Origin of the sequence: Hyphomonas sp. UBA3601, from assembly GCF_002375605.1 — a bacterium.
Lineage (GTDB): Bacteria > Pseudomonadota > Alphaproteobacteria > Caulobacterales > Hyphomonadaceae > Hyphomonas.
This window is the reverse complement of the sequence record NZ_DFME01000128.1, coordinates 34,158-50,054: the sequence shown is the minus strand read 5'-3', so window position 1 is coordinate 50,054 and position 15,897 is coordinate 34,158. Positions and strand designations below refer to the sequence as shown.

At 57.1% G+C, this 15,897-nt stretch carries 18 protein-coding genes; 14 read left to right on the top strand and 4 right to left on the bottom strand.

Annotated elements, in window-relative coordinates:
• The 10 genes from B4F73_RS14720 to B4F73_RS14675 form a co-directional block, all read left to right on the top strand.
• On the top strand, positions 1–345 hold a 345-nt coding region (locus tag B4F73_RS14720; RefSeq protein ID WP_290483629.1), incomplete at its 5' end, for a cbb3-type cytochrome c oxidase subunit I.
• A 102-nt stretch (positions 346–447) separates the two neighbouring features.
• The gene (locus B4F73_RS14715; RefSeq protein WP_290483628.1) at positions 448–1,071 is read left to right on the top strand and encodes a hypothetical protein; all 624 of its coding nucleotides are present in this window, start codon (positions 448–450) and stop codon (positions 1,069–1,071) included.
• Positions 1,046–2,008 carry a heme o synthase gene (locus tag B4F73_RS14710; RefSeq protein WP_290479576.1) on the top strand — a complete coding sequence of 321 codons (963 nt, stop codon included), beginning with the start codon at positions 1,046–1,048 and terminating at the stop codon, positions 2,006–2,008. The genes B4F73_RS14715 and B4F73_RS14710 overlap by 26 nt, the downstream gene beginning before the upstream one ends.
• Position 2,009: 1 nt before the next feature.
• Positions 2,010–2,324, top strand: a complete 315-nt coding sequence (locus tag B4F73_RS14705) for a hypothetical protein (RefSeq protein WP_206990656.1) — start codon at positions 2,010–2,012, stop codon at positions 2,322–2,324.
• On the top strand, positions 2,321–2,899 hold the full coding sequence (locus B4F73_RS14700) for a cytochrome c oxidase assembly protein (protein WP_290483627.1): 579 nt from the start codon (positions 2,321–2,323) through the stop codon (positions 2,897–2,899). The genes B4F73_RS14705 and B4F73_RS14700 overlap by 4 nt, the downstream gene beginning before the upstream one ends.
• Before the next feature lie 77 nt (positions 2,900–2,976).
• Complete coding sequence (locus B4F73_RS14695) at positions 2,977–3,849, top strand: cytochrome c oxidase subunit 3 (protein ID WP_206990654.1); 873 nt, start codon at positions 2,977–2,979, stop codon at positions 3,847–3,849.
• An 86-nt stretch (positions 3,850–3,935) separates the two neighbouring features.
• Positions 3,936–4,628, top strand: a complete 693-nt coding sequence (locus B4F73_RS14690) for an SURF1 family cytochrome oxidase biogenesis protein (RefSeq protein WP_206990653.1) — start codon at positions 3,936–3,938, stop codon at positions 4,626–4,628.
• On the top strand, positions 4,625–6,004 hold the full coding sequence (gene thrC, locus B4F73_RS14685; RefSeq protein WP_290479574.1) for a threonine synthase: 1,380 nt from the start codon (positions 4,625–4,627) through the stop codon (positions 6,002–6,004). The genes B4F73_RS14690 and thrC overlap by 4 nt, the downstream gene beginning before the upstream one ends.
• Before the next feature lie 3 nt (positions 6,005–6,007).
• A complete protein-coding gene (locus B4F73_RS14680; protein ID WP_206990651.1) occupies positions 6,008–6,577 on the top strand; it encodes a GNAT family N-acetyltransferase in 570 nt (189 codons plus the stop codon).
• 10 nt (positions 6,578–6,587) lie between these two features.
• The gene (locus B4F73_RS14675; RefSeq protein ID WP_206990650.1) at positions 6,588–7,616 is read left to right on the top strand and encodes an EAL domain-containing protein; all 1,029 of its coding nucleotides are present in this window, start codon (positions 6,588–6,590) and stop codon (positions 7,614–7,616) included.
• Here the strand turns inward: B4F73_RS14675 and B4F73_RS14670 are convergent, their stop codons facing one another.
• Positions 7,617–8,177 (bottom strand): YqgE/AlgH family protein, encoded by a 561-nt coding sequence (locus tag B4F73_RS14670; RefSeq protein WP_206990649.1) that lies wholly within the window; start codon positions 8,175–8,177, stop codon positions 7,617–7,619.
• A gap of 119 nt (positions 8,178–8,296) precedes the next feature.
• Here B4F73_RS14670 and B4F73_RS14665 point away from each other — a divergent pair, with 119 nt between their 5' ends.
• From B4F73_RS14665 to B4F73_RS14655, 3 genes are all read left to right on the top strand, one after another.
• Entirely contained in the window at positions 8,297–8,779 is a 483-nt protein-coding gene (locus tag B4F73_RS14665) for a peroxiredoxin (protein ID WP_034815591.1), read from the top strand.
• 140 nt (positions 8,780–8,919) lie between these two features.
• Positions 8,920–9,831: an SPFH domain-containing protein gene (locus tag B4F73_RS14660; protein ID WP_034815589.1), complete on the top strand. Its 912-nt coding sequence runs from the start codon at positions 8,920–8,922 to the stop codon at positions 9,829–9,831.
• A gap of 4 nt (positions 9,832–9,835) precedes the next feature.
• On the top strand, positions 9,836–10,306 hold the full coding sequence (locus tag B4F73_RS14655) for an NfeD family protein (protein WP_290483626.1): 471 nt from the start codon (positions 9,836–9,838) through the stop codon (positions 10,304–10,306).
• 75 nt (positions 10,307–10,381) lie between these two features.
• Here the strand turns inward: B4F73_RS14655 and B4F73_RS14650 are convergent, their stop codons facing one another.
• The 3 genes from B4F73_RS14650 to B4F73_RS14640 all read right to left on the bottom strand — a co-directional run bounded on the left by B4F73_RS14650 (position 10,382) and on the right by B4F73_RS14640 (position 12,782).
• A complete protein-coding gene (locus B4F73_RS14650; RefSeq protein ID WP_034815584.1) occupies positions 10,382–10,903 on the bottom strand; it encodes a bactofilin family protein in 522 nt (173 codons plus the stop codon).
• Positions 10,887–12,110, bottom strand: a complete 1,224-nt coding sequence (locus B4F73_RS14645) for a peptidoglycan DD-metalloendopeptidase family protein (RefSeq protein ID WP_034815582.1) — start codon at positions 12,108–12,110, stop codon at positions 10,887–10,889. The genes B4F73_RS14650 and B4F73_RS14645 overlap by 17 nt, the downstream gene beginning before the upstream one ends.
• 180 nt (positions 12,111–12,290) lie before the next feature.
• Entirely contained in the window at positions 12,291–12,782 is a 492-nt protein-coding gene (locus B4F73_RS14640) for a peroxiredoxin (RefSeq protein ID WP_290483625.1), read from the bottom strand.
• Positions 12,783–12,868: 86 nt separating this feature from the next.
• Here B4F73_RS14640 and B4F73_RS14635 point away from each other — a divergent pair.
• A partial coding sequence (locus tag B4F73_RS14635; protein WP_290483624.1) for a DUF3971 domain-containing protein occupies positions 12,869–15,897 on the top strand: 3,029 nt, incomplete at its 3' end.

Genomic DNA, 15,897 nt, shown 5'->3' with positions numbered 1-15,897 from the left:
AATGGCATGATCGGCGGCCTGCACTTCTGGCTGATGTTCATCGGATCGAACGTCCTGTTCTTCCCGCAGCATTTCCTCGGCCTTCAGGGCATGCCGCGCCGTTACATCGACTATGCTGACGGCTTTGCCACCTGGCACATGTGGTCGTCGATCGGTTACGCGATCACGCTGGTTGCGACGCTGATCTTCTTCGTCGGCCTCGTCGAAGCCATGATCCGCCGCCGCAAGGGTGAAGCCAATCCATGGGGCGAGGGCGCTACGACGCTGGAATGGACGTTGCCTTCGCCGCCACCGTTCCACCAATTCAATGAGCTGCCGCATGTCACCAACAAGGGCGGCCACTAGACTGGCCCCTGCCTGACCTGAATGATGGCCCTGCGACGTGTCGCGGGGTCATTTTCGTGGAGGCTCTGTCAGGACCCGGTGCGATGATCAGCGGAGGCGATCATGAATGAAGCATCCGATGCGGCCCTGCCGCTCTGGGCCCAGCATGCCATCTGGATTGCGGGACAACCGGAAGTGATGATGGTTCTGGCCGGCCTGCTTCTGGCGAGCCTGTTCCTGGTGGCGCGCCGGAGATTTGTGCGCGACCCTGTCTCGGTGCTTTTCCTGGTGCTGTCGGTGGCAGGCGCCCTGATGATCGCCGGCCTGGGCCAGGTGATGGATTCCGCAGCCCTGTATCAAGACACCTATTACAATGCCGCGCGCAATCGTTTTCTCGCCGCGTTGCTGGTCATCACGGTGGCCTTCTGGGCGCTGTATCGCTGGTTCAGGGCGATCGTTGGCGTGAGGTACAACCGGGTGCTGGGCGGGATCCATTGGGTTGCCTGGTCGGCCAGTGTGGCGCTGCTGATCTGGCCGGGCTTGTCGCTGGAGGCGGGCATGCCGCAACGCTATGTGGAGTATGGCGACGTGTTTGTCCGGTATCAGACACTGCAGATGATCGGGTATTTTGTCACGCTGATCTCAGTGCTGGCCTTTGCCATATGCATGGGAGAAGCTATTTACCGCCGCACCAAGACGGGCAAGGAGCCCCCGGAGACGCATGACCGAGCCGTCCGCCACTTCTGACATGGCGCCCAAGCGCTACGCCACCGCAGGCGATTATGTGCAGCTGCTGAAGCCGCGCATCATGATGCTGGTTGTGTTCACCGCAATTGCCGGTCTCGTCGCTGCAGTCGGCGTTACCGGCGTTTTGATAAACCCTGTCATGGCCGCGATTGCGACACTGGCCATCGCGCTCGGGTCGGGCGCAGCTGGCGCCATCAATATGTGGTATGATGCTGATATCGACCAGATCATGACGCGCACATCGACACGGCCGATTCCGTCGGGCGCTGTGCCGAAGGAAGAGGCCCTTGCAATGGGTCTTATCATGAGCGGCGTATCGGTGCTGCTCATGTGGCTGGCCTCCAACTGGTTGGCGGCTGCGCTCCTGGCATTCTCGATATTCTATTATGGCGTCATCTACACGATGTGGCTGAAGCGCTCGACGCCTCAGAACATCGTCATTGGTGGTGGTGCAGGCGCGTTTCCGCCTGTTATCGGATGGGCAGCGGTCACGGGCAACACACCGGTCGATGCGTGGATACTGTTCGCGATTATCTTCTTCTGGACGCCGCCGCACTTCTGGGCGCTCAGCCTGTTGGCACATGGTGAGTACGAGAAGGCGGGGGTTCCCATGTTGCCTGTCACGCACGGGGCAAAAGCCACGCGAAACCAGATACTGCTTTATACGATCTTGCTCGTGCCGATCGCATTACTTCCGGTTGCGACCGGTCTTGGCGGGTGGATTTATGGCTTGGTTACGTTGGCTCTGGGGCTCGTCTTCCTGGCTTATGCAGTCCGTGTTTGGCGCTCGAAGGCGGGCGACGCTGGAGCTAGCGCTGCCGACATGAAACTCGCACGCGGCATGTTCTTCTTTTCCATCCTGTACCTGTTCCTCGTCTTTGCGGCGCTGATTGTTGAGCATGCCGCAGGTTTGCACTTCCCTGTAGGAGGGGCCTGATTTGTCTGACGAAAAAGAGAAATATGCCGGTGAATTCACCGACGCCTACACGCCGCAAGAGGCGGAATTGCGGGCGCGCAAAAGCAGGAATCTCTGGTTGGGACTGGCGCTTGCAGGCTTTGTGATTCTCGTGGGCGTTGTCACGTTTATCCGCTTGTCGTCATCTGATTTGAGCCAGAGTGGTTTCTATTATTCTGTCGATGACAAGGGTGAGCGCATCAATGACCTGCCCGAGGGCATGACGCCGGATCAGGCGGCACCACCCCCAAATCTGACGCCGATCGACGAAACGCAGCCGGAAGAGGGCGAGCCATGAAGCTGTCGAACACAAAGGTTGCACTTGTTTCACTGGGCGTTTTCACGGGCATGCTCGGGCTTGGTTTCGCAGCGGACCCACTCTACGACACGTTTTGCAAAGTGACGGGATTTGGCGGCACCACACGTATTGCCACGGCCGCACCGGATAGGATGGTCGAACAGGAAGTGATGGTGCGTTTTGACGCCAATGTCGCCGATACGCCGCTGACCTTCCATCCGCTCCAGACAACTCAGACTTTGAAGCTCGGCCAACATGGCCTCGCTTTTTACGAGGTTTCCAACCCGACTGATCAGGAAATCCGGGTCATTGCGAGCTATAATGTGACGCCGCACTATGCGGGTCCCTACTTTAACAAGCTTGAGTGTTTCTGCTTTGAGGAACGGGTGGTTGCACCTGGCGAAACAAAGAAACTGCCGATCGTCTATTTCGTCTCTGCTGACATGCTTGAGGACCGGGTAGCTAAATCCCTGGAGACGATCACGCTCAGCTACACGTTTTTTGACAGTTCCAGCTATTCGGGCGAGAAAAAAGCCGCCCAGAAGGGTGCGGCGAATTCAGCCAATGCCGGCTGATGTAGTTGCACATACAGGCCGGAGCGGTCTAAAGAGCGCTCTGATTCATGTGATTTTTTAGAGGGGTCAAAAGGGCCATGGCTCACGACGAAGTCAAACACGATTTCCATCTGGTCAATCCGTCTCCCTGGCCATTGCTGGGGTCATTGGCGGTAATCGTTACCGCACTCGGTGGTGTTACCTATATGAAAGGCCTGTTTGGCCTCGAAGCCGGAACCTGGTGGCTGCTGGCCGTAGGCTTGGCGATGGTCATATGGGTAATGTTCGGCTGGTGGCGCGAAGTCATCAAGGAAGGCGGTATTGGCGATCACACGCCCGTCGTCCAGATTGGCCTGCGTTACGGCATGATCCTGTTCATCGCGTCTGAAGTGATGTTCTTTGTCGGCTGGTTCTGGAGTTTCTTCGAGTTCGCCATCTATGAAAGTGCGCGCGTCGGTGAGACATGGGATTCGGCCAACGCGCTATACGCAGACGGCCTGTCGCGTTTTGCAGACTGGCCGCCAGTTGGCGTCGAGACCTTTGACCCGTTCCATCTGCCGCTGATCAACACGCTGATCCTGCTTCTTTCGGGCACCACAGTCACTTGGGCGCACCACGCGCTGCAGCACAATGACCGCGCCGGTGCCAAGCTTGGCCTCGTCTTCACCGTGCTGCTCGGCATGGTGTTCACAATGCTGCAGGCTTACGAGTACAGCCACGCGGCTTTCACCTTTGACGGCACGCTTTATGGCTCCGCCTTCTTCATGGCGACCGGTTTCCACGGCGCGCACGTCGTGATCGGTACGATCTTCCTCGCAATCTGCCTGATCCGTCTGTTGATGGGCGGCATGAGCGCAGAGAAGCATCTCGGCTTCGAATTTGCGGCTTGGTACTGGCACTTCGTTGACGTGGTCTGGCTGTTCCTGTTCGCCTTCGTCTATGTCGTGCCATTCCTTGTCTATGGCGGATAGACTGGCACCGGCCATCGTAGCGTAATCAACAGGCCCGCCGGCGCACAGCCTGGCGGGCCTTTTTTCAAAACCTTTCGGACACGCCCATGCGCTTTCGCCCCTATCCCGTTTTGACCCTGTTTACGGTGGTATCGCTTGCGATCCTCGTCATGCTGGGGAACTGGCAATATGGTCGGTTCAGCGCGAAGATGGCATTGGATGAAACAGAGCCAAACTGGGTGAGCCTGGACGGTCGGGTCGTGCCGGGCAGTGAAGCCATGGTCTATGCCTATGCCGACGGCGCATCGTCATGGCGACGCGTAGTGGCGATTGATGAAGGCGAACGAGTCATCTTTACGACCATCGAACTTCTCTATCAGGTGGAGCCACCAACGCCATGTCAGGGGCCCGAATGCGGGACCAATCTGAATTTCTCGGCGCGTGGCATCTACAAGACCCCAGGCAGCCGCAATGCCTTCGCGAGCCCCGATGCGCCGGAGGCAGGTGTTTTCTACGCCTACAGTATTGATGATCTCGCAGATCTTTTGCCGGCGGATGTCGCCGAGCGCGTGGTGCCGGAAGCATTCGAGCCCCAGACATTGCGGCTGATTGAAAATGGTCGCGCAATGGCAGGGCCAAATCCGTTTGCGCGATTGCGCATGGATGATGATCTGCCGCCACAGCGGCATTTCGGATACGCGATCACATGGTGGGGGCTCGCCATGGCGCTGTTGGGTGTGTATCTGGCCTTCCATTATCAAAAGGGCCGGTTGCGGTTTCGCAGAAGGAACGGGGAATGAAGTATATTTCCACTCGGGGGCAGTCAGAGCCCGTTGATTTCATCGGTGCATGCCTTGCGGGGCTGGCGCCGGATGGTGGCCTCTACATCCCCGAATCCTATCCTGCCATCGCGCCAGCCAAACCCGGAGAACCCTATTCCCAGGTCGCCGCGCGGGTCATTTCGGCCTTTGCGGGCGATACGCTGACGCAGGAAGAAGTACTGGGCCTGTGCGAACGCGCCTATGCCACCTTTGCTCACCAATCGGTGACACCGCTGACCCAGTCAGGTCCGAGCAGCTGGCTCCTGGAACTGCATCACGGCCCGACCCTCGCCTTCAAGGATGTCGCCATGCAGCTGATTGGTCAGCTGTATGATCTTGTGCTCGGCAAAACAGGACGGCGTATGACGATCATGTGCGCGACCTCTGGAGATACAGGCGGCGCAGCCGCGGCGGCCTTCGCGGGTGCCAAGCATGCCGATCTCGTGATCTTGCACCCATTCGAACGTGTCTCTCCCATCCAGCGTCTGTTCATGACGACAACCGGTGCGGGCAATGTTCTCAACCTCGCCCTTGATACCGACTTTGACGAGTGCCAGACGATTGTGAAATCGCTGTTCGCAGACCGCGATTTTGTTGATCGCGTCAGCCTGTCGGGCGTGAACTCGATCAACTGGGCGCGCATCGCAGCCCAGATGGTATACTATGCCACTTCGCAAGCTGCCCTTGCAGGCCAGCAAATCCGCTTTGTTGTCCCAAGTGGAAATATGGGTGACGCCCTGGCCGGATACGTAGCGGCGCGTTGCGGACTGTTGCCGGGCGGCTTGGATATTGTTTGCGCGGTGAACGAAAACGACGCGCTTATGCGGTTGTTCAATTCTGGCGTCATGTCCAAACGACCGACTGTGGCGACGCCAAGCCCGGCCATGGATATCTCCATCCCGTCCAATTTTGAGCGGATCCTGTTCGAGCTGTCGGGTCGCGACAGCGATGCGGTGCGCAGCGTCTATGAGCGGTTCAAACAGGCGGGTGAAGCGGAGTTGCCAGAGACCGCAACGGGTCGACTGGGCTGTTCAGGCATTCGTGTGCAAAGTGTCAGCAATGCAGACACGATGGAAGAGATGCGCCAATTCGAATCCGATACAGGCTGGCTGATCTGTCCTCACACCGCCGTCGGTACGCGCGTCGCCCGCCTCGCACCCAATTCGGACGTCGCCACGGTGGTTCTTGCAACGGCATCACCCGCCAAGTTCCCGGAAACGGTACTTGAAGCGACAGGGCGCGAGGCGAAATTGCCAGATTTTGCCACAGGCGTGATGTCCAATGAAGAAGTGTTCGAACGGGTAGAGCCGACCCTCGGTGCTGTGCGCTCGCGCGTGGAACGATTGGCCGACTAGGTCATGGCCGCGCACCGCAAGGACACGGTCATTGTTTCAACCCGCCTGGTCATCGAGCCTGCGCGCAAGAAGGATTTTGAGGATTGGTCCGGCTTGCGCAAGCGTAGCCGTAAGCATCTGCAACCCTGGGAGCCGACATGGCCAAAGGATGCAAACTCCCGCGCAGATTGGGCGCGTCGGTTGCAAGCCTGGAAGAATGGGTGGAAGTCCGGTCGCGCTTACGTGTTCATGATCCGGCGATTGAAGGACGGAAAGCTTGTCGGTGGAATATCCTTGACCAATGTCCGTGGCTGGCCCGCCAACAGTGCCAGTCTTGGTTACTGGCTTGGACAGGATCATCAGGGTCAGGGACTGATGCAGGAAGGCGTAGGCGCGGTCTGCGACTGGGCGTTCCGGGAATTACATCTTTATCGCGTCGAGGCCGGAATTCTGGCATCAAACCTGCGTTCCCGCAAAGTCTTGGAAACAAACGGCTTTCGGGAAGAAGGACATGCTAAAGAATATCTCGAGATCGCGGGCGTACGCCGCGACCATGTCCTTTTCGCACTCGTCAGGCCCAGTGCTTCGCGATAGGTTGCACGAGATGATGTCAGATCAGTCGACCCAGCCTCAAGGTAGTTGGCACTGGAATGCCGCCAGCAGGCATCTCCTGATCGAGGCACCAAAGGGTAGCGATCATTCTGATCTGGCCGGACAATGGTCTATCGATGCCATTGAGCAGATGTTCGAGGGGCTCAGCCGAGGGCGACTGGCGCAGGCATTCAGCACATCTGACGGACCCGTTCGTTGCGATTTGAGACTGTCCAGCGGGGCCGATATTCATCTGGTCGGCGCTTTCATCAGTGAAGAAGACGCGCACGGCATGCTGTTGGCCGGGAACGAGTTTGCGGAGATTGATCCGTCTGACTTGCAGCCCGGTCCCGATCTCTACCCAGTTTTCCAGCCCATTATCTCACTTGGCAGCGGGCATATTGCCGGTTTTGAAGCGCTGGCCCGATGGGATGATGGTGAAGTTCGCAATCCACCGAGCCGGTACGAGGATGAAGCCCTCGCGTCCAACATGTTGATACGCTCTGCCGAGACGCTTTCAAAGTTACGGGAGTCTTCCGGCAGATCCGATCTTTTCATGCACGTGAATCTGACGGCACGGGATTTGTCGCGCAGCACGCTACCAGCGCTCGTAGAGGCGCTGATGCAAGGATACGACTTGCCAGAGAAGGCAATCCGCATCGAATTGACGGAACAAGCTGCACTCCGCGACGAAAGCCACGCGCTTGCGGCTGTCATGGCCTTGAAGGCCGTGGGGGCGGGATTGGTGCTGGATGATTTTGGGACGGGTCATTCGTCTTTCGCCTGGTTGGCGGATTTTCCAGCTGACAGTCTGAAAGTGGACCACGGGCTCACGCGCCGTCTGGGCCAGCACCGCACCGACACGATACTGGGCACGCTAACCTTGCTGGCGGCGCGACTGGACATGACCACAACGGCGGAAGGCGTTGAACACAAGGACGATGCAGCAAAGCTGCGCAGTCTGGGCTTTGACTACGCTCAAGGCTTTGCTTTTGCGCGTCCGATGGAGGAAGCCGCAGCGATCGCCTTTCTGATCAATTGATCAGGCGTTTCCAGGCAGTATCTGCAATCGACCGCTGTCTATACCCAGATGGCCAAGTGCGGCTTCCCATTTAGCCTCATGGCTTTCGCCGAATACCAGTTCCGTATCGGGTTCGCCAATCAACCAGGCATTCTCGGCCAACTCGTATTCTAGCTGACCAGCGCCCCAGCCTGAATAACCCAGCGCGAGAACGGAGCGCTTTGGCGCGTCCCGAGTTCCTATGGCGTGCAGGATGTCGCGGGTTGCCGTCATGCAGAAAGTACCGTCGATCTCGAGCGTAGCACCCTCGCTGATGATGTCATCAGTGTGAAGAACAAAGCCGCGATCACTGCTCACCGGCCCTCCGTCGAGCACCAGATCTTCCGAAACGTCAATTTCCACTGGGACATCAAGCTGTTCAAGTAATTGCGGCAACGTCAGCCCGACCATTGGTTTGTTGAGTACAATTCCCATGGCGAATTCGGGAGAGTGGGCGCAGACCAGAATAATCGAGCGCGCGAAACGCGGATCGCCGATACCGGGAAGGGCGATAAGTAGTTTGCCTGTGAGGTCGGCGTCCATCTGGTGACCCTTTCGAGGATGATGCTGGGCGAATTGTATCGCTTTGGCAAGGTGTGGTGCGCTTGTCGTGGAGGCGTTGGCGTCCTATCTGGGCAACACAGCATCAAGGAGACCAGCTGATGAGCATCAAAGTCGGAGACAAGCTTCCGGAAGCCACATTCATGGAAATGACGGCAGACGGCCCACAGCCTCGCACAACCGAACAAGTGTTTGGCGGCAAGACGATCGCCCTGTTTGCGGTACCTGGCGCGTACACCCCAACCTGTTCCGCACGCCACCTGCCGGGCTTCGTCGACAAGTCCGGAGATTTGAAATCCAAGGGCGTGGACGAAATCGTCTGTACCTCGGTGAATGATGTGTTCGTCATGGGCGCCTGGGGTAAGGATGCCGGTGCAGGAGAGACCGTGCGCATGCTGGCTGACGGTAACGGCGCCTTTGCCAAGGCCCTTGGCCTGGAAATGGATGCAAGCGGTTTTGGTATGGGACAGCGTTCGCAGCGTTATTCCATGATCGTCAAGGATGGCGCGGTTGCCGAACTCAACGTGGAAGACGGCGGCGAGTTCAAGGTTTCCAGCGCGGACTACATGCTGAACCAGCTCTAAATCAGACAAGGTTTCTTAAGTAACTTATGAGAAGAACGGCGCGTCTGGTGGGGCTGGGCGCGCCGTTTTTCGTCAAATATTTATTGAAAAACGGAAAACCTCTCCCACATTAATTCTGAGTAACAGAAGGAGAGGAATACATGGATCCGTTTTTTGCTGTGGTCGTTCTGGTGGCCGTCGTAGGCCTGATTGGCCTGACATCTGCGTTCAAGTTCGTGCCTCAAGGCTACAATTACACGGTGGAGCGGTTTGGACGCTACACTCGCACACTCAATCCGGGCATGTCGATCATCACACCCTTCCTGGAGCGGGTGGGCCGGAAGATGAACATGATGGAAACCGTCCTCGATGTGCCGCAGCAGGAAGTCATCACCAAAGACAACGCAATGGTGTCGTGCGATGCGGTTGTGTTCATCCAGGTGGTTGATGCAGTGGCGGCGGCATATGAGGTCAACAACCTCAACCACGCCATCACGAACCTCTCCCTCACCAATATCCGTACTGTTGTCGGCTCAATGGATCTTGATGAAGTCCTGTCCAACCGGGATGACATCAATGCGCGCCTTCTGACTGTTATCGATGCGGCGACCAATCCGTGGGGCGTGAAGGTCACCCGAATTGAGATTGCCGACCTGAGCCCGCCAGCCGATATTACCGAAGCCATGGCGCGCCAGATGAAGGCCGAGCGCCTGAAGCGGGCGGAAATCCTGACCGCTGAAGGCGATAAGCAGTCGGCTATCCTGAAGGCCGAAGGTCAGAAACAGGCGCAAATCCTCGAAGCCGAGGGACGCCGGGAGGCTGCCTTTCGCGATGCTGAAGCTCGCGAGCGCGAGGCTGAAGCCGAAGCCAAGGCCACAGCGATGGTGTCCGAAGCAATTGCGCGGGGCGACGTCAATGCGGTCAACTACTTCCTTGGTCAGGCTTATGTCGAAGCGTTCGCAAAACTGGCGGAGTCGGATCAGCAGCGGACGGTTATCATCCCGGCTGAATTCTCGAGCCTCATCGGAACACTTGAGGGCATCAAGGGGCTGACCGGCAATAAGGGAGATTAATCCAATGGAACAAGTCTTCTCTGAACTCACATTCTGGCACTGGCTGGCCTTGGGGCTGATCCTTTTCGGGATCGAGATGATGAGCGGGACATTCGACCTGCTCATGGTTTCCATAGCCGCCTGGCTGACGGCCGCTTTCACCTATTTTGCCCCAGATTCATTGTCGGGCTGGCAGGGTCAGATGATCGTATTTGGCATGGCCGCAACCGTGCTGGTCATCCTTGGACGCACGGTGCTATCCGGGATTCGAAAAACGTTACCTGAGCATCCGACGCTCAATCGACGCATGGCTTCCCTGGTCGGCCAGCGAGGGCTTGCAATGGGTGACTTCATTTCCGGGACCGGGCAGGTTCGGATAGGTGATACCGTGTGGCGTGCCGAAGCCGTGGAGGGCGAATTGGTACGAACCGGCGACACTGTAGTGGTCGAAGGTGCCAAGATGACGACCGCGATTGTGCGTCGCGTAATGTCATAGTTGATAGCTGAAAATAAAACGGAAAAGGCCAGCTCAACCGAGCTGGCCTTTTTATTCAATTGGGTTCTGAAATGATCAGGAAGCGGACGTCGAAATTCCGTATGCCGATGGGCCGGAAGACGCGACAGGCTTGGATTCATTGGCGGCCGCCGCTGCTTTGGGTGAGGTGTCCTTCAGCGGATCATCCGCATGTTTGACCTGACCTTCGAATACGGCGTTCGACTGGATCTGGAGCGACGAATGAACGATGTCGCCTTTGACGTGGGCACCGGTTTCGAGTTCAACCTTACGCGCTCGGATTGAGCCTTTGATGCGGCCTTTGACGCGTACAACTTCGGCTTTCACTTCGCCGGTTATGTGGCCACTGGCACCAATCGTAATGTCTGTCGCGGCGACATCACCATCGACAGTGCCGTCGATTTGGAGGGCGCCTTCAGAAGAGACCGAGCCATTGATCTTCATGTCGGCGCAGATGATGGAAGCTGCACGGGCGGCAGGCTTGGAAGACGCGCCGCGGATCGCATCCTGCGCGGGCGCCGTCTTCATGGGTTCTGGTGGGGTAGGGGTGTCATTTGATTTGCTATTCTTCGTGAACATGACGGCCTGCTTTCAAAAACTTTACTGGATCATATGCTTTACCGTTGAAAAACACCTCAAAGTGAAGGTGATATCCGGTACTTCTTCCGGTCGTGCCCATCTTCCCCACGAGATCGCCCACTTCGACCGTATCGCCCTTTGATACAGTAATCGAGCGGAGGTGACCATAGCGCGACTTGAAGCCGTATCCATGATCCACTTCGACCACGCGTCCATACCCTGACCGTGCGCCTGCGAAGCTGACGGTGCCCGGCCCAGACGCCACGATCGGCGCCCCACCATAGGCAGCGACATCAATTCCGTTATGCCAACGCGGTCTCTTGATGAAAGGATCTACCCGAATGCCATAAGGGCTGGTGTACCGGAAGGGCACGCCAACCGGGGCACCAAGGGGCAGGCTTTCAACAATCTGTTCGTAATACTGCATCTCGGCGACGCGAGCCTGGGTCTCGGTCAGTCGGTTGTAGAAGCTGGCGTCCTGCGCTGACAGCGTCTCGCCGCCAGCCGTCAAGTTTGCCATCGAGACAAGCGGACCGCCCATCTCTGCGCTTTCCATGATGCGGTCGCTGCCAATCGTGGTCAGCTGGATCACGCTGCGCGCGCGTTCAGCCCGCTCAATGGCGAGGTCTTCCGCCTCGTCGAGCATGCGTTCCTGATTGTATTTTAGGTTCTTGACGCTGACGCGATTGCCTCGCGTGTCGAGTGTGGCCGTCATGCGGAAACTGTCACGAGACTGACGGTCGTCGGCTTCTTCGATAGACGCCTGAACCAACAGGTCCGCGCCATCGCCTGTAAGGGCCGAAACATCGAGCGTTTCATCGCCCTTCAGCTGCTCAAACAAATCCTCGAGCGCTTTCTGGCGGTCTTCCCATTCGGCCGTTTCGCGCTGAAAGGCATCTGTGCGCTCTTCCAGCAGTGAACGCGACAGCGCATCCTTGGCGCGAAGCTCCTGAACCCAGCGCTCATACTTGGCGAGTTCGCGATCATCGGAGCTGCCGGTAAGCGTGCCGGTTGAGCCGCCAAGGGCGAAGGTGCCGGTCAGAAAAATTGTCCATCCAGCAAGTGCCGTGGCGCCGAGGGCGCAAATTGCCTGTTGCCATGGAGAAATGGAAATGTACCGGACGGTACCGCCGCTCCGGTGATATATTTGTCGTTCAGGAAATGCACGATCGAACGTCGCCTTGAGGTTCGCACTCCATTTCGCCATTAACGCCACCCGTCGACTGGAATCACACACCGCCTACTGCAATCACACCTACAGCAAGTTCCCAAACCCGTAGAAATATAAATACCGAAATCACTAAGGGACGGAACCCCTTGCGAGCATAATTCCTGAAAATATTCCCCCATTAGGGTAAATCTCTCGTTAATACTCGTTTTTAGGGGCTTAAACCTTGTCCTGGCTCGTTTTTGTTCCGTCCGGCAGGTGGCTCAACACATCCTCTGCGTGGCCTTTCACCCGGACTTTTTTCCAAGATTTAATGATTGAACCGTCCGGTCCGATCAGAAAGGTCTGTCTGGCGATGCCCATATAGGTCTTTCCATACATGTTTTTCTCGATCCAGGTGCCGTACACCTCCGTGGTTTCGCCCGACTCATCGCTGGCAAGAATCACTTTGAGGTCGTGCTTGGCCGAGAACTTTTCGTGTTTGGAAAGCGGATCGCGCGAAACGCCGACGACTTTGGCATTCCGGTCTGCGAATGCGTCGATCAACGCTGAAAAGTCTTTCGCTTCGTTCGTGCAACCGGGTGTGTCGTCCTTGGGGTAGAAGTAAAGAACCAGATAGCTGCCCGAGAAGTCCTCGAGTTTGATCTGCCCGGTCGTGGAGGGCATTGAGAAATCCGGAGCCTTTTCACCGTCTTGCAGTACTTTCGCCATGTATTCCTCCTATGGTGCGGTCAGCTTGGTGTGCATATATCGCCATAGAACGCAATTTTTAGACGTAGATTTTCGGAGTCCCTGATTTGGTCCGCCAGAGAGCCTCACTTGTAATTCTTGAAATACTCGGCGGACTTATCCTGGTTGTTCTGGTTCTGGCGGGGTTGCTCGTCTTCCGTTTGTCCAGTGGGCCGATCGAATTGGAGATGTTCCGAGACGATATCGAGCAGGGCCTGACCAATTCGCGCAATGGCAGACCGGTAACTGTCGGCGATGTGTTTCTGGAATGGTCGTCGGAAGACAAGCGCGTTCTTGTCACCGGAAATGACATCAAGATGCTGGATAGTGAAGGTAATGTGGCTGCGGAGGCCGAGCGTGCCCGCATCGTGCTGTCCAGCTCCGCGCTCGTAATGGGTGATGTGGAGGTCCTTGGGCTCGACCTGGTCGATGGCTGGATCAATGTTGCTCAAGCTGACGATGGCATTTGGCACATCGCGGGCGATCCACTGCCTGAAATTCCGGTCGGTGAAATGCCACAAAATCCGAGCGAATGGCTGGAACGGATAAACGCCGTACTTCCCCAAATTCTTGTGGTGCTACAAGAAGAGAAGGCTGACATCAGTCTCGAGCGCTTGTCCTACGAGGACTTTGAAATGCGCGTCTTCGCTTCTGACAGATCGCCTCTGTTTACCTTGACGGAGTCGAAAGGGCTGCTCTCCGTCACGGAAGACGGAGTAGATTTGTCCATGTCCGGCAGTGGCGTGGGGGCCGGTTTGCCGGCTGGGTTGGCGCTGGACATTGATACGAGCGATTTGGGCAGCCGTATGCAAGCCTCTCTCGCCGTCGCTCAATGGTCTCTTGCGGACCTTGCTGCGAGGCTGGGTACCGACAGCGAATTCCTGTCCGGTGTGCCAGCAGACATTACCGTTGAGTTTGACACGTCCAGCGCAGCGGGCGTCGAGAAGATTGTGGTGAAGGCCAACCTTGCTGAGGGCAAACTACCGTTCGGTGAGAGCGGCATGAATGTGACGGATCTCGATCTCGAGATGACCTATGCGGCGACGGGCGATGAATTGCTCATCTCAGGGAATTCACTACGATTTGGCCCGTTCGCTGGTTCAGCAGACTTAACACTGCAAAACGCGCTGAAAGGGACCGGACCACGCCCATTCAAACTGCGAAGCAATGCTGCGACGCTTGACTTCACACCATCCTTTGCAGAGCCACTTGGTTTGCGCGATCTCCGCGCTGATGGAGAAGTGAATTTTCCGGATCGCAGCTTAAAAGACACCCGGATTTCGTTCGTATCCAATGACGCACAGTTCCAGTTCATCACTGATATCGCGATGACCCCAGATCGTGAGAAGAATGAATCTCCGATTATCGGAGCCATCGAGCTGGAAACTGAGGGAACAGTCACGAAGGACACCGTGCTGGCCTTTTGGCCCGTATCGCTGGGCACGGGAGCGCGATCCTTTACGGCCAAACGGATCAGCAATACGGACGTAGACAATTTACGTGCGCAGATGACGCTTCAACGCGATAGTTTCGCGGAAGGTTATCTGAGGGATGAAGACCTGAACCTTACCTTCGATATCAACTCGGCGGACGTTAAGTTTCTCGATGACTTGCCCGCCGCCCGGAATGCCGTCGGCAAGGGGCGCCTGACGGGCAACAGTTTCAGGGTAACTGTTGACCAGGGCGACTATGGTGGTTGGGACATTGACGAGGCCCTGATCGACTTTCCAGCCTTCAATCCGAAAGGGGAAGATTTCCGCGTATTTGCAAAGGGGCACGGCCCTGCAGCAAACGTTATTACGACGTTGAATGAATCCCGGCTCGATCTAGGCTTTGATGAGGAGCGTTTAAGTGGCGATGCCGAGGCGACATTCGAGTTGTTCCGACCGGCACTCGATAATGTCCCAGACGAAGCGGTTCGCTACACGGCAATCGGTCGGCTGACCAATGGTGGCCTCAAGCGCGCCGCGCTCGGCCTGAATCTGGCAAACGCTACGGCTGACATCAAGGTTGACCAAGATGGTATGACCATTACCGGCTTGGGTGATCTTGGCCCGTCACCTGTCCAGTTCAGTTGGCGCGACGGTTTCAAGGATGGTGAGGCTCCGTCGGCGCTGTCGGCACAAGCGGTTATCACGCCGGATGTGTTGAATCGGTTCGGCCTTCCGGGGAGGGCGTACTTGACTGGCGAAGTACCCACAGAAGTTCAGGCGACCGTTGAAGGTGAGGATGTGTCGGTTGCAAACGTTGTAATGGATCTGACCAATGCCCGTCTCGACCTGTCCGAAATCGGCTGGGTGAAGACCGCAGGCAAGGAGGGGAAGGTGACCGTCCTGTATGAGCGCGCCGAAGAGGGCTTCTCCTCCGACGTACTCTTTACCAGCGAAGAAGCTTATCTGGATGGAAAGTTTACACTGGGGGGAGATTCCCGTTTGGTCTCGGCGGATCTGAGGCGGGCCTTTCTCGCAGACACTGCAGACGTGAACGGACAGATTTCGCGAGGTCCGAATGGCAATTTGCAAGTTGCGTTGACCGGCAGCTATCTTGATCTGTCGGGCGCATTACCAGGCATCGGTGCGCTGGGCGACGCGAATGACAGCAATGGTACGCCGCTGAGCGTCAGGGCCGACGTCGACACACTTACCCTTGGCGCTGGCCTTTATGTGCGAAACGCAGACGTCACGTGGCGGTCAACAGTGAACGGAATGCAGAAGCTCTCAGCGACCGGAAACACGGATGACGGGTCAGCCTTCAATATCGATTTGGATGGCTCGTCTCCGGAGGGCACGGCGATCAAAGTTGTCAGCAGCGATGCCGGCTTCATTACCAGCGCATTTCTCGATCTCGACTTCATCGAAGGAGGGAGGCTGGACATAGATGGCACGCTTGCGCGCGATGGAGCGCCGTCTCGGTTCAACATTGTTGTGACGGACGGGCGGTTGCACAATGCCCCGTTCCTGACTCAAATTCTCTCTCTCGCCTCTCTTCGTGGACTTGCAGATACGTTGGGAGGTGACGGCGTTCTGTTCTCGCGGATCGACATTCCATTGACCGTGGCGGGGGATCGTTACGTTGTGACTGGCGGGAAAGCGCAGGG

Excerpts from the sequence above, each read along its gene's own strand:
- B4F73_RS14665 (WP_034815591.1), top strand. The coding sequence starts at position 8,297 with ATGAGCATCAAAGTCGGAGACAAGCTTCCGGAAGCCACATTCATGGAA.
- B4F73_RS14645 (WP_034815582.1), bottom strand. The coding sequence starts at position 12,110 with ATGGCGAAATGGAGTGCGAACCTCAAGGCGACGTTCGATCGTGCATTT.
- B4F73_RS14690 (WP_206990653.1), top strand. The coding sequence starts at position 3,936 with ATGCGCTTTCGCCCCTATCCCGTTTTGACCCTGTTTACGGTGGTATCG.
- B4F73_RS14660 (WP_034815589.1), top strand. The coding sequence starts at position 8,920 with ATGGATCCGTTTTTTGCTGTGGTCGTTCTGGTGGCCGTCGTAGGCCTG.
- B4F73_RS14655 (WP_290483626.1), top strand. The coding sequence starts at position 9,836 with ATGGAACAAGTCTTCTCTGAACTCACATTCTGGCACTGGCTGGCCTTG.
- B4F73_RS14695 (WP_206990654.1), top strand. The coding sequence starts at position 2,977 with ATGGCTCACGACGAAGTCAAACACGATTTCCATCTGGTCAATCCGTCT.
- B4F73_RS14675 (WP_206990650.1), top strand. The coding sequence starts at position 6,588 with ATGATGTCAGATCAGTCGACCCAGCCTCAAGGTAGTTGGCACTGGAAT.
- B4F73_RS14640 (WP_290483625.1), bottom strand. The coding sequence starts at position 12,782 with ATGGCGAAAGTACTGCAAGACGGTGAAAAGGCTCCGGATTTCTCAATG.
- B4F73_RS14670 (WP_206990649.1), bottom strand. The coding sequence starts at position 8,177 with ATGGACGCCGACCTCACAGGCAAACTACTTATCGCCCTTCCCGGTATC.
- B4F73_RS14700 (WP_290483627.1), top strand. The coding sequence starts at position 2,321 with ATGAAGCTGTCGAACACAAAGGTTGCACTTGTTTCACTGGGCGTTTTC.
- B4F73_RS14710 (WP_290479576.1), top strand. The coding sequence starts at position 1,046 with ATGACCGAGCCGTCCGCCACTTCTGACATGGCGCCCAAGCGCTACGCC.
- thrC (WP_290479574.1), top strand. The coding sequence starts at position 4,625 with ATGAAGTATATTTCCACTCGGGGGCAGTCAGAGCCCGTTGATTTCATC.
- B4F73_RS14650 (WP_034815584.1), bottom strand. The coding sequence starts at position 10,903 with ATGTTCACGAAGAATAGCAAATCAAATGACACCCCTACCCCACCAGAA.
- B4F73_RS14680 (WP_206990651.1), top strand. The coding sequence starts at position 6,008 with ATGGCCGCGCACCGCAAGGACACGGTCATTGTTTCAACCCGCCTGGTC.
- B4F73_RS14715 (WP_290483628.1), top strand. The coding sequence starts at position 448 with ATGAATGAAGCATCCGATGCGGCCCTGCCGCTCTGGGCCCAGCATGCC.